Genomic DNA, 12014 nt, shown 5'->3' with positions numbered 1-12014 from the left:
CAGAAACATAAAAACAGGCATGCCCACGCGTGCGGCCACGGTAATGGCGGCCAGCATGCAGGCTTCAAGGAGGTCTTATTAGAGGGCGCGCACTTTGCAGCAGGCGGGGCCGCATGTCAAAAAACGACGCCGCTGCTAGATTTAAATTGAACGTTTGAATAAAGAAAAACTTGCAGCGGTCGATACAGGGGTTCTTTGTGTTTTCAGGTTAAGGATGCTCCGCGATGTCCCTCAGACAGCTCTCCATTCAATGGAAAATCACCCTGCTCGCCGGCCTTTGCCTGTTGGGGATCGTGACCCTGCTGGTAGGTCTGTCGCTGTATCGCATGGAGCACAGCTCCGAACAGGTCAAGGTTTCGAGCATGCAGATGCTCGATGAAGCCGCCCAGGCGCGTATCGAGGCGCAAGGCGATGTGCAGGCGCTGGGCATTCGCCAGCAGTTCATGGACGCCTACCAGTACGGCCACGGTTTTTCCCGCCAGGTGCTGTTCCTGCGCGAACAGGCCGAGAAACGCTTCCTCGACGCTTTCGACACCCGCGAAGACCTGACCCGCCAGGTCAAGGCTGCACTGCAGGCCAACCCGGACCTGTTGGGCCTGTCCCTGGTGTTCGAAGCCAATGCGCTGGACGGCAAGGACGAACTGTTCGCCAACCAGGCAGAGCTGGGCAGCAACGACAAGGGCCGGTTCGCCCTGTACTGGTCGCAACCGACGCCGGGCAAACTGACGTCGATGCCGCTGCCCGAAAGCGACATGACCGACACATCCGTCGGCCCAAGCGGTGAAAAAGCCAACGCCTGGTTCACCTGCCCACGCACCACCCTCAAGCCGTGCGTGATCGAACCCTATTTTTATCGGATCGACGGGCAGAACGTGCTGATGACCAGCATCGTCTTCCCGCTGATGGTCAACGGCAAAGTCATCGCCTCGTTGTCGGTGGACATCAACCTCAACAGCCTGCAGAGCATCAGCCAACGGGCCAGCGAGAAGCTGTATGACGGGCAGACCCAGGTCAGCATCCTCAGCCCCACCGGCCTGCTTGCCGGCTATAGCCCGGACGCCAGCAAGCTCAGCCAGCGCCTTGAGCAGGTCGACAGCGCCAACGGCGCACAACTGACCAGCGCCCTGGCCGGCAGTACGCAAATCAGCAGCCTGCGCACCGACCATCGACTGAAGGTCCTGGCGCCGTTCGCGCCGATTCCCGGTGGCAAGTCGTGGGGAGTGTTACTGGATGTGCCGGAAAAAGTCCTGGTGGGGCCGGCAGAAGCACTGAAGGCGCAGATGGATGCCGATAACACCCGCGGCACCCTGCTGGAACTGGGCCTGGGCCTGCTGGCCGCCGTGATCGGCCTGATCCTGGTGTGGCTGATGGCGCGCAGCGTGACCCAACCGATCCTCGGTGTGGCGCACATGCTCGAAGACATCGCCAGCGGCGAAGGCGACCTGACCCGTCGCCTGGCTTATGACAAGCCAGACGAACTGGGCCAACTGGCCGGCTGGTTCAACCGCTTCCTCGACAAGCTGCAACCGATCATTGCCGAGGTCAAACGCTCGGTGCAGGACGCCCGTGGCACCGCCGACCAGTCCGCCGCGATTGCCAGCCAAACCAGCGCCGGCATGGAACAGCAATACCGCCAGGTCGACCAGGTGGCCACCGCCTCCCATGAAATGAGCGCCACCGCCCAGGACGTCGCCCGCAGCGCGGCCCAGGCGGCCCAAGCGGCGCGGGATGCCGACCAGGCAACCCGCGACGGTCTGACGGTAATCGACCGCACCACCACCAACATCGGGCTCCTCGCTGCGGACATGAGCACGGCCATGACCCAGGTCGAAGGCCTGGCGGCCAACAGCGAGCAGATTGGTTCGGTGCTGGAAGTGATTCGCGGCATTGCCGAGCAAACCAACCTGCTGGCCCTTAACGCTGCCATCGAAGCTGCCCGCGCCGGTGAGGCAGGCCGTGGCTTTGCCGTAGTGGCTGACGAAGTTCGCAACCTGGCGCGACGGACCCAGGAGTCAGTGGAAGAAACCCGCCTGGTGATCGAACAGCTGCAAAGCGGCACCACCGACGTGGTCGGCGCCATGGGCAACAGCTATCGCCAGGCCCAGGGCAGCGTCGAACAAGTGGGCGAAGCGGTCACCGCACTGCGCCAGATCGGCGACGCGGTGACGGTGATCAGCGACATGAACCTGCAAATCGCCAGCGCCGCCGAAGAGCAAAGTGCGGTGGCCGAAGAGATCAATAGCAATGTGGCAACGATCCGCGATGTCACCGAGTCGCTGTCGGAGCAGGCCAATGAGTCGGCGCGGGTCAGCCAGGCGTTGAACAGCCTGGCCAACCAGCAGCAGGGGTTGATGGACCAGTTCCGCGTCTGAGGGTCGAAGGCAGTCCAATGTGAGAGGCCCCACACCCTCGTCGACGTGGCGCTGTCGCACAGCCGACTGTGACCTCTAGGGTGAGTGGGCTTGTTGTGGTGAGTGGCCTTGTGGCGAGCGGGCTTGTGGCGAGTGGCCTTGTTGTGGCGAGCGGGCTTGTGGCGAGTGGCCTTGTTGTGGCGAGCGGGCTTGTCCCGCGTTGGGCTGCGCAGCAGCCCCAATAAAGCCACCGCGTTTATCCAGGCATATTAAATCGCCAGGTTTTGGGGCCGCTTCGCAGCCCAACGCGGGACAAGCCCGCTCATACATGGACGCCCCCAGTATGCCAAGCGCTCAATTCGTGAAAACACAGACGGGATAAGGTTGCAGCCATACATCCGGACTTTAAGTGAGGCTATGCCTCTGTCCCTGATGGAATTCGCTGATCGGGCTCTTATCACCACAACGCGCTCGAAGCGCTGTGAGCGGAGCAGAGTTACCCGATCCCGGTCCTACCTGTCTTGCCATCACGTCATGATCGCCTGAGCAACCTTGGAAATACTCCCTCTAACGCACCACTTTTTGATTCCACCGAGCCGGCTACGCCCCTGTTACATCAGGGGTGTAGTCGGCTCGGAACTTGCTGCCATGGGCCAATAGTGCCCAGGCTATCCGGACAGTTTTATTAGCCTGAGCAACAACTGCAACGTTGGTGTGCCGACGAGCCAATAACCCCTTCAGCCAATCCGCCGAAGGATCTGTTTTACTCTCCACCACTCGAACCACCGACCGAGCGCCGTGAACCAGCAAAGTGCGTAAATAACCATCGCTCCGTTTACTGATCCCCAACAACGTGGGCTTTCCTCCGCTGGAATGTTGTCGTGGCACCAACCCCAGCCATGCTGCCATTTGCCGACCATTAGTGAAATTCTTCGCATCACCCACTGACGCCACTAGCGCGGTTGCAGTGAGCGGGCCGACTCCTGGTATTTCTGCCAGGCGGCAACTGTCTTCATTGCTGCGATGCCATTGTTGAATCTCCCGTTCCAACTCGACGACCTGTCGATCCAGCTCTTTGAAATGCTCACTCAAACGCTGCATCAGTTGGCGCAAAGATCGAGGAAGAGCGTTGTCACGATCTTCCAAAATGCCCGGCAAACGCTCGGTAATATGCCGAATGCCCTGCGGCAAGACCACGCCAAACTCTCCAAGAAGTCCACGAATCGAATTAGCTTGTGCCGTTCTGGCCTTTACGAATCCCTGCCGTGCGCGATGCACGGCCAGAATAGCTTGTTGCTCTACCGTCTTGATCGGCACAAAGCGCATGTTGGGCCGAGTAACGGCTTCACAGATTGCTTCTGCGTCAGCTACATCGCTTTTGTTCGACTTCACATAGGGCTTCACAAATTTCGGTGCCATTAACTTGACCGTATGACCAAGTGCCTGCAGTTTTCTTGCCCAGTAGTGGGCTCCGCCACATGCCTCCATGCCCACCAGGCACGGCTCTAACGTGGCAAAAAACGGTACAACTTGTTCACGTTTAAGCTGCTTCCTTAGCGCCGTTTTTCCTTGTTCGTCGATCGCGTGAAGTTGAAACAGGGCTTTTGCCAAGTCAACCGAAACAGTCGTAAGCTTCATGAGGACGCTCCCTTCCGTTAAGTGTGGGTAACACTTTAACTTTGGCACATAGATGCCGTTAGGAAGGGGGCGTCCATCCCATTACCACAACAAGCCCGCTCGCCACAACAAGCCTGCTCACCACAACAAGCCCGCTCCCACATTTTTATCTAAGGTATGTCAGCCATGGCGCTTGGGTAATTCGATCAACGCCTTCAAGCCGCCCAACTCGCTCTCCTGCAACTGCAACACCCCGCCCCACACCTCGACGATATCCCGCACGATCCCGAGGCCCAGGCCATGGCCGTCCGTCTGCTCATCGAGACGTGTACCACGGCTGAACACTTCGTCGCGCCGGGTCTCGGGAATGCCAGGGCCGTCATCCTCCACCGTCAGCAGGTAACTGTGTGGCGTCTCGCTGACGCTGACGCGCACTTCGGCATCTGCCCATTTGCAGGCGTTGTCCAGCAGGTTGCCGAGCAGCTCCAGCAGGTCTTCGCGATCCCACGGCAGTTGCAGGCCCGGGGCGACGTGGTGGCTCAGGTCCAGGTGGTCGCCGTGGATCATGTTCAACGTGGCCAGCAGGCCGGGCAGTTCTTTTTCACAATCAAACAAGGCGCCCGGCAGGGTTTCGCCGGCCAGGCGCGCACGGTTGAGTTCACGATTGAGGCGTTGCTGCACCTGCTCCAACTGGTCACGAAGCAATTTGCGCAACTCGGGGTGGTCCTTGAGCGCCTCGCTGGAGGCCGCACTCAGCAGCACCGCCAGCGGGGTTTTCAGTGCATGCCCCAGGTTGCCCAGGGCGTTGCGCGAGCGCTTGAGGCTGTCTTCAGTGTGAGCCAGCAGGTGGTTGATCTGCGCCACCAGCGGCTCCAGTTCCAGCGGCACCTGGGTGTCGAGCTGGGAACGCTGGCCCTGTTGCAATTGGGCGATCTGGTTGCGCGCGGTTTCCAGGGGGCGCAACGCCCGGCGCACGGTGACTCGTTGCAGGATCAGCACCAGCAGCAGCGCCGCCAGCCCCAGCACCAGGCCGATTTGGCGCATCAGTCGGAAGCTTTCGCGCACCGGTGTGTAGTCCTGGGCCACGCTGATCGAAATCGCTTGGCCAAAGCGCTTGTAGTCCGAGCGTAGTACCAGCAGCTGCTGGCCCTCCGGCCCCAGTTGCAGGTTGCCCTTGAGCCCGGTCTCGGGGAGCCGGGGCAGTTCCTGGTCCCACAGCGAGCGGGAGCGCCAGTGAATGTCGGCAAAATCGATACGAAAATAATGCCCGGAGAACGGCCGCTGATACGCCGGCGACAGGCGGTGCTCATCCAACTGCACGCCGTTGGGCCCGCGCACCAGCGCCACCAACAGGTTCTCGCTGTCGTTACGCAAGCCAGCTTCCAGGTAACGCTGCAAACCGGCCTCGAACAACCACAGGCTGGTTTGCGCGAGTACCACGCCGACGATCACCATCACGCTGATCAGCCCCAGGCTCAGGCGTCGCTGGATCGACTTCATGCAGGGCTGGCGCCAAACCGGTAGCCCTGGCCGCGCCGGGTTTCGATCACGCTGCGGCCCAGCTTGCGGCGCAGATGGTTGACGTGCACTTCCAGCACATTGGAGTCGCGCTCGGTCTCGCCGTCATAAAGATGCTCGGCCAGATGGCTTTTCGACAGGATCTGTTCCGGGTGCAGCATGAAATAACGCAACAGGCGGAATTCAGCGGCGGTCAGTTGGATTTCCTCGCCGTCGCGCAACACGCACTGGCGGCCCTCGTCCAGATGCAGGCCGGCAGCTTGCAGGGTGGGCTGGTTGGCCTGGCCATGGGAACGGCGCAACAACGCCTGGATGCGCAGGTGCAGTTCTTCAGGGTGAAAGGGTTTGCTCAGGTAATCGTCGGCGCCGGCCTTGAGCCCCTCGATGCGCTCGGCCCAGGAATCCCGGGCGGTGAGCACCAGCACCGGGGTGGCCAGCGCGGCTGCGCGCCATTGCGCCAGCACTTCCAGCCCCGGCAAGCCAGGCAGGCCGAGGTCGAGGATGATCAGGTCATAGGGCTCGCTGCGGCCCTGATACACCGCGTCGCGCCCATCCGCCAGCCAATCGACCGCATAGCCCTGGCGTTGCAGCCCAGCCAGCAGTTCATCGGCCAGGGGTACGTTGTCTTCCACCAGCAGCAGGCGCATCAGTCTTCCTCGTCTTTGATCAGCGCACCGGTCGTGGCGTCGAGCTTAATCTCGCGCACCACGCCTTCGGTGGTCACCAGTTCCACTTCATACGCGTACTGGCCATGTTTTTTCTCAAGTTCCGCCTCCAGCAACCGCGAGCCGGGGTGCCGCGCCATGGCCTGCTGCAACAGTTGCTCCAGCGGCAGGATCACGCCCTGCTGGCGTAGCGCCAAGGCTTCATCCTGGTTGAGGTCACGGGCCGACAGGCTTGAGCAGAATGCCAGGAGCACCAGCACCGCCAAACCCGTGGCACGTCGATATACCTTCATTACGTATCCTGATGATTCTTGAGAACTTGCCCGGTGAGCGCGTCCAATTCAACGTCCCATTCGATACCGTGGGCATCTTCCAGTTCGACTTCATAGATGTACTTGCCATAGGCCTCATCCAGATCGGTGTCCAACAGCGTTGAGCCGGGATGCAGGGCCAGGGCGGTGGCGTCCAGTTGATCAAAGGCGACAATTGTAACAGTGGCGGGCACGGTCAGTGGCTTGTCAGGGTCCACGGCTCCAGCCTGGGTCGCCGTGGACGTGATGATAGCGGCGGCGACCAGAGCTGTGAGGCGCTTCATGATAAGTCTCCGTTACACGATGTTTTCCTACGCCGGTCACGGTAACGGCTGCAACTTAACTGAAACTGAATTGCCACCATGGCAATTACGAGTATGCGCAAACGCGGTCACAAAGATTTCGCCAGCATCGTGTGTATCCAGGATTCACGCGTTATCGTTGACGTTTTCGCGAGCAACCTCGCCCCTGAACTTGCCTCAACAGAGACCGGTATGACAGCCATCCATATCAAGTTTCCCGCCCTGACGCTCAAGGCCGGTAAACGTGCGTTCACCCGCATTCGCGAACAGGGCCTGCAGCCGGCCGACGTCGGCACCCTCCCCGGCGCGGCCGGCGGCCCTAAAGCCTTGGGCATCCAGGGCCTGGACCTGGCCCTGTTCGGCGACTGGCTGCCCCGCGCGCCCCGGGAACGCGCGCTGATCGGCGCGTCGATCGGCTCCTGGCGCTTTGCCAGTGCCTGCCTGCCCGACCCGGTGCAAGGCTTGCTCGACCTCGGCCGACTGTACAACGAACAACGCTTTGCCAAGGGCGTCACCATGGCCGACGTCAGCCAGAGCTGCCAGCGTATGCTCGATGACCTGCTGGCCGGACGTGATGCCCAGGTGCTGGACACCCCCAACTATCGATTGAACATCATGGTCGTCAAGAGCCACGGCCTGCTCGCCGATGACCATCGCGGGCGTCTTGGCCTCGGCCTGTCGTCGGTGATTGCCGACAACCTGCGTGGCCGCGCGCGGCTGTCGCGGCATTTCGAACGACTGATCGTCCACGACCCCCGCCAGGCGCCGCCGGTGCATCCGTTGAAGGATTTTCCGTCGCGCTTCCTCACCCTGGACCTGGGCAACCTGCGCCAGGCGCTGCTGGCCTCCGGCTCGATCCCCATGGTGATGCAAGGCGTACGCGACCTGCCCGGAGCGGGTGCCGGCACCTACCGCGACGGCGGCCTGCTGGACTATCACCTGGACCTGCCCTACCACGGCGACGACATCGTGCTGTACCCGCACTTCACCGACCGGGTCATCCCCGGCTGGTTCGACAAGGGCCTGCCGTGGCGGCGCAGCAACCCACAAGGCTTGCAGGATGTGTTGCTGCTGGCGCCGTCCAAGGACTACCTGGCCCGCCTGCCACACGGCAAACTGCCGGATCGCAGCGATTTCAAGCGCTTCATGGGGGATGACCCGAGTCGTAACCGGTACTGGCAGACCGCGATGAGCGAGAGCCAGCGATTGGGCGATGAGTTTCTGGCATTGGCCGATAACGGTGGATTAGGCGAGCGCTTGCAAGCCCTTTGACCCAACGCCTTTCTCCTGGAGGAGCGAGCCTGTTCGCGCCTGCAGAGGGACGGTATGCGCGACGTGTGATGTAGCTGTTAAACTCGCCGCCTGCCAGAAACCTGACCGAGCCGAAAAATACTGTGGAAATCTTCAAGGAATTTACATTCGAGTCCGCCCACCGCCTGCCCCATGTACCGGAAGGCCATAAGTGCGGGCGCCTGCATGGGCATTCGTTCAAGGTGGCGATCCACCTGAGCGGCGACCTGGACCCTCATACAGGCTGGATTCGCGACTTCTCGGAGATCAAGGCGATTTTCAAGCCGCTCTACGAACGCCTCGACCACAACTACCTGAACGACATCCCGGGCCTCGAAAACCCGACCAGCGAAGTACTGGCCAAGTGGATCTGGGCCGAACTCAAACCCCTGCTGCCGGAGCTCAGCGCCATTCGCATCCATGAGACCTGCACCAGCGGCTGCATCTATCGCGGTGAATAAACCCATGCGGTACAAAACACCCTGGCGGTAATGCCAGTCAGCCAAGGAAGAACACGGTCACTGTGGCGAGGGCGTTTGCGCCTTCGCCACAGGTTAGCGGTGACCCGCTCTATCCCTTGATTGACCCGCATCACCCTTGCGGTGTTTTTTTATGCCCGGTATTACAGGCTTGGACCTGCCCCTGTTCAGTCACCCACGAGGTTCGTATGGAAAACATCTGGCTGGCCCAGGCCAAACGCTTGCAGGCACTGGCTTCCACCGGGCTGCATTTTTGCACCGACGATTTCGAGCGCGAGCGTCTGGAAGAAATTGCCGAAATTGCCCATAGCATGCTCGCGCAACTGGGCAATGTGCCGCTGGAGCGCATCACCGGGTTGGTGAGCGATTTTGCCCAGCGCTATTCCACGCCGATGATCGATGTGCGCGGCGCGGTGATCGAGGGTGACAAGATCCTGCTGGTGCGCGAGTTGACCGACGGTTGCTGGGCCCTGCCAGGGGGCTACGCCGATATCGGCTTGTCGGCGGCAGAAAACATCATCAAGGAAATTCGCGAGGAAGCCGGGCTGACCGTGACCGCACGCGCGCTGTACAGCGTGACGCACAAGGCCAAGGGGTTGTACCGGCCGGATGTGCGGGACTTCTACAAGCTGTATTTCCTGTGTGAGCGGGTCGACCAACTGGCACCCGCGGCGGGTTTTGAAACCACCGAGGTGGGTTTTTTCGCCCTGGACAACCTGCCGCCACTGTCCCGTGGCCGCACCATTGAAAGTGATCTGGAAGCGGCGTTTGCCTTTCATCGCGGCGAGACCACCCAGACCCTGTTCGACTGATCCAATTTGTATCACCGCTGCACCGCTTTCGTGCCCGATTGGGCACACAGAACACTCCTGCCCGCGCGCGCCCCCCTGATTGGCTATAAATACTGTGCACACTGCACAACGCCCGCCATGCGTCCTTCACTGCGGCGAATGTGGCACGCGCGGTGCAATAGGCCTGCGTCACTCATTCAGGGAGCAAGGCACATGACGCAGCAAGATCCAGGCAACGATTACCCCCTCAGCGAAGTCCCCATGCATGCGCGCAAGGGGCTGGCGTCGACCGCCATGGTGCTGCTGGGTTTCACGTTTTTTACCGCAACCATGTTTGCCGGCGGCAAGCTGGGGGTGGCCTTCAGTTTCATCGACATGCTCGGCGTCGTGGCCTTGGGTAACCTGCTGTTGGGCATCTACGCCGCCGGCCTGGGTTACATCGCCTTCAAGAGTGGGCTGAATTCAGTGCTGATGGGACGCTTCTGTTTTGGCGAAGTGGGCAGCAAGCTCAGTGACTTGATCCTCGGTTTCACCCAGATCGGCTGGTATGCCTGGGGCACCGCCACGGCCGCCGTGGTGCTGGGCAAATACTTCGAGCTGAGCCAGGGCAGTGTGCTGGCGCTGATGGTGCTGTTTGGCCTGGTGTTCTGCGCCACGGCCTATGTGGGCTATCGAGGGTTGGAGATTCTGTCGTACATCGCGGTGCCGGCCATGGGCATTCTGCTGTTTCTGTCGATGTGGGTGGCGACCGTCAAGGTCGGCGGGCTGGACGGCCTGCTGGCGGTGGTGCCGAGCGGTACGCTGGACTTGTCCACGGCGATCACCCTGGTGTTCGGCACCTTTGTCAGCGGCGCGACCCAGGCCACCAACTGGACACGGTTTTCCCGCTCGGCCAAGGTCGCGGTACTGGCCAGCCTGATCGGCTTCTTTGTCGGCAATGGCCTGATGGTATTGATCGGCGCCTATGGGGCCATCGTCTATCAGCAACCGGATGTGGTGGAAGTCTTGCTGCTGCAAGGTTTTGCCATGGCGGCGATGGCCATGCTGTTGCTCAACATCTGGAGCACCCAGGACAACACCATCTATAACTTCGCCGTCGCCGGTTGCAACCTGCTGCGCACCCGACGTCGCAAGACCGTGACCCTCGCCGGTGCGGTGATCGGCACCCTGCTCGCCCTGCTGGGCATGTACGACCTGCTGGTGCCTTACCTGATCCTGCTGGGCACGGTGATCCCGCCCATCGGCGGCGTGATCATGGCGGACTTCTTCTATCGCTATCGCGGCCAGTACCCGCGCCTGGCAGAGGCGCGCCTGCCCGCGTTCAACTGGCCGGGCCTGGTGGCGTACGCCGTGGGTACGTTGCTGGCATTCAACTCACCCTGGGTCGCGCCGCTGGTGGGGATTGTGGCGGCGTCGCTGACCTACGTGGTGCTCACCGCCGTCCTGCGTGTGCGCACGCCATTGGCTGACGCCCAGGCATGAGCCTGACCCTTGCCGATGTGCTGGCCCTGCCGGGCCTGGAGTCCATGCGCCTGCGCGCTGGCTCGGCCGGCCTGGATAACGTGGTGCGCTGGCCGTATGTGGCCGAAAACACTGGGATCGCCGAATGGGTGCTCGGCGGTGAACTGGTGTTCGTCACCGGTATCAACCACCCCCGGGATGAGGCCAACCTCCTGCAACTGCTGGACGAAGCCTGTCAGCGCCAAGTGGCCGGGTTGGTGATCCTGACCGGCCCCGCCTATATTCAGGTGATCCCCCAGCGCTTGCTGGACGCCGCCGAATCCGCTGGCCTGCCCCTGATCGAGCAGCCCTACTCGTTGAAAATGGTGTTGGTGACCCAGGCGATCGGCTCGGCGCTGATCCAGTCCGAACAACTGGGGCGTTCGCGGCACGATGTGCTGGAACGCTTGCTGGCCGGCGACTTTCAATCCCTGGACCTCCTGCTGCACCGCGCCGCCCAACTGGGCCTGTCGCTGGCAGGGCATTGGCAAGTGGTGCAATTACAGCTGGAGGGCAGCGACGCATTGTTTACCCAAGGCGATGCCGGGCACATGGAAGCGCAGTTGGCTCGGCAACACGAAAGCATTACTCGGCGCCTGCGTCAGTATTCGGCGTCGATACCCGTCCTCGGGAGGGCCGGGCAATGGACGTTGTTGCTGCCGGCCGCGGATGCCGTTGCCGCCTTGGCCAACCGCGAGCAGTTGGCCAGTTGGTTGAAGCCATTGAACCTGCGCCTGGCGCCCCTGAAAGTGTTTATCGGCCTGAGCGCCGCCGCCCACCCGCCCGCGCGCCTGGCCCTGGCACAGGAGGAAGCACGCCAGGCGTTGACCGCCGCGCGACGCTTCAGCGAGCGCGCCGGGCTGTGCGTGTATGACGAACTAGGCGTGCTGAAACTGCTCAGCGGTGTTCGTGATCGCGCGCTGCTCGATCAGTTTCTCAATGAGCGCCTGGGCCCGTTACTGCGCCATGACCGGCATCATGGCCCAAGCCTGATGCCGACCCTGGAAGCCTGGTTTCATGAGAATGGTAACCTTGTGGCCGCCGCCCAGCGCCTGGCCGTTCACCGTAATACCCTGACGCACCGCGTCCAGCGCATCGAAGCCCTGTGCGGGCTGACGCTGGATAATTCATACGACCGCCTGGACATCGGTATCGCCCTGATGATCTGGCGGCTGTCTGCCTGATTGTTT

General features: G+C 61.7%; 11 protein-coding genes. 6 read left to right on the top strand and 5 right to left on the bottom strand.

Annotated elements, in window-relative coordinates; genetic code table 11:
- Positions 1-224: 224 nt before the first annotated feature.
- The gene (locus tag P2T68_RS11810) at positions 225-2372 is read left to right on the top strand and encodes a methyl-accepting chemotaxis protein (protein ID WP_277379371.1); all 2148 of its coding nucleotides are present in this window, start codon (positions 225-227) and stop codon (positions 2370-2372) included.
- A 579-nt stretch (positions 2373-2951) separates the two neighbouring features.
- Here P2T68_RS11810 and P2T68_RS11805 read toward each other — a convergent pair.
- From P2T68_RS11805 to P2T68_RS11785, 5 genes are all read right to left on the bottom strand, one after another.
- Positions 2952-3989, bottom strand: a complete 1038-nt coding sequence (locus P2T68_RS11805; protein WP_277379370.1) for an IS110 family transposase — start codon at positions 3987-3989, stop codon at positions 2952-2954.
- Positions 3990-4148: 159 nt separating this feature from the next.
- Complete coding sequence (locus P2T68_RS11800) at positions 4149-5468, bottom strand: sensor histidine kinase (protein WP_277379369.1); 1320 nt, start codon at positions 5466-5468, stop codon at positions 4149-4151.
- Positions 5465-6133, bottom strand: a complete 669-nt coding sequence (locus tag P2T68_RS11795; protein WP_069075642.1) for a response regulator transcription factor — start codon at positions 6131-6133, stop codon at positions 5465-5467. The genes P2T68_RS11800 and P2T68_RS11795 overlap by 4 nt, the downstream gene beginning before the upstream one ends.
- On the bottom strand, positions 6133-6444 hold the full coding sequence (locus tag P2T68_RS11790) for a PepSY domain-containing protein (protein ID WP_024074465.1): 312 nt from the start codon (positions 6442-6444) through the stop codon (positions 6133-6135). The genes P2T68_RS11795 and P2T68_RS11790 overlap by 1 nt, the downstream gene beginning before the upstream one ends.
- A complete protein-coding gene (locus P2T68_RS11785; protein ID WP_024074464.1) occupies positions 6444-6746 on the bottom strand; it encodes a PepSY domain-containing protein in 303 nt (100 codons plus the stop codon). Before P2T68_RS11785 ends, P2T68_RS11790 begins: the two co-directional genes overlap by 1 nt.
- 210 nt (positions 6747-6956) lie before the next feature.
- Here P2T68_RS11785 and P2T68_RS11780 point away from each other — a divergent pair, with 210 nt between their 5' ends.
- The 5 genes from P2T68_RS11780 to P2T68_RS11760 all read left to right on the top strand — a co-directional run bounded on the left by P2T68_RS11780 (position 6957) and on the right by P2T68_RS11760 (position 12008).
- Positions 6957-8036, top strand: a complete 1080-nt coding sequence (locus tag P2T68_RS11780) for a hypothetical protein (protein WP_024074463.1) — start codon at positions 6957-6959, stop codon at positions 8034-8036.
- A 122-nt stretch (positions 8037-8158) separates the two neighbouring features.
- Positions 8159-8515: a 6-carboxytetrahydropterin synthase QueD gene (gene queD / locus P2T68_RS11775; RefSeq protein ID WP_048729689.1), complete on the top strand. Its 357-nt coding sequence runs from the start codon at positions 8159-8161 to the stop codon at positions 8513-8515.
- Between the two features lie 206 nt (positions 8516-8721).
- The gene (locus P2T68_RS11770; RefSeq protein WP_024074461.1) at positions 8722-9345 is read left to right on the top strand and encodes an NUDIX hydrolase; all 624 of its coding nucleotides are present in this window, start codon (positions 8722-8724) and stop codon (positions 9343-9345) included.
- Between the two features lie 192 nt (positions 9346-9537).
- Positions 9538-10806: a cytosine permease gene (gene codB / locus P2T68_RS11765; protein WP_024074460.1), complete on the top strand. Its 1269-nt coding sequence runs from the start codon at positions 9538-9540 to the stop codon at positions 10804-10806.
- Positions 10803-12008 (top strand): PucR family transcriptional regulator, encoded by a 1206-nt coding sequence (locus P2T68_RS11760; protein WP_193690399.1) that lies wholly within the window; start codon positions 10803-10805, stop codon positions 12006-12008. The genes codB and P2T68_RS11760 overlap by 4 nt, the downstream gene beginning before the upstream one ends.
- The last annotated feature ends 6 nt before the right edge of the window (positions 12009-12014 follow it).

Origin of the sequence: Pseudomonas sp. G11, assembly GCF_029457515.1 — a bacterium.
In the GTDB taxonomy this organism is placed as follows: Bacteria; Pseudomonadota; Gammaproteobacteria; order Pseudomonadales; family Pseudomonadaceae; genus Aquipseudomonas; species Aquipseudomonas gorinensis.
Note: the sequence above shows the minus strand (reverse complement) of the source record. Positions and strands in the feature narration are given on the sequence as shown.

Bases quoted from the DNA above. Each gene is read 5' to 3' on its own strand.
- P2T68_RS11760 (WP_193690399.1), top strand. From the start codon at position 10,803: ATGAGCCTGACCCTTGCCGATGTGCTGGCCCTGCCGGGCCTGGAGTCC.
- P2T68_RS11795 (WP_069075642.1), bottom strand. From the start codon at position 6,133: ATGCGCCTGCTGCTGGTGGAAGACAACGTACCCCTGGCCGATGAACTG.
- P2T68_RS11790 (WP_024074465.1), bottom strand. From the start codon at position 6,444: ATGAAGGTATATCGACGTGCCACGGGTTTGGCGGTGCTGGTGCTCCTG.
- P2T68_RS11805 (WP_277379370.1), bottom strand. From the start codon at position 3,989: ATGAAGCTTACGACTGTTTCGGTTGACTTGGCAAAAGCCCTGTTTCAA.
- P2T68_RS11800 (WP_277379369.1), bottom strand. From the start codon at position 5,468: ATGAAGTCGATCCAGCGACGCCTGAGCCTGGGGCTGATCAGCGTGATG.
- P2T68_RS11780 (WP_024074463.1), top strand. From the start codon at position 6,957: ATGACAGCCATCCATATCAAGTTTCCCGCCCTGACGCTCAAGGCCGGT.
- P2T68_RS11810 (WP_277379371.1), top strand. From the start codon at position 225: ATGTCCCTCAGACAGCTCTCCATTCAATGGAAAATCACCCTGCTCGCC.
- codB (WP_024074460.1), top strand. From the start codon at position 9,538: ATGACGCAGCAAGATCCAGGCAACGATTACCCCCTCAGCGAAGTCCCC.
- P2T68_RS11785 (WP_024074464.1), bottom strand. From the start codon at position 6,746: ATGAAGCGCCTCACAGCTCTGGTCGCCGCCGCTATCATCACGTCCACG.
- P2T68_RS11770 (WP_024074461.1), top strand. From the start codon at position 8,722: ATGGAAAACATCTGGCTGGCCCAGGCCAAACGCTTGCAGGCACTGGCT.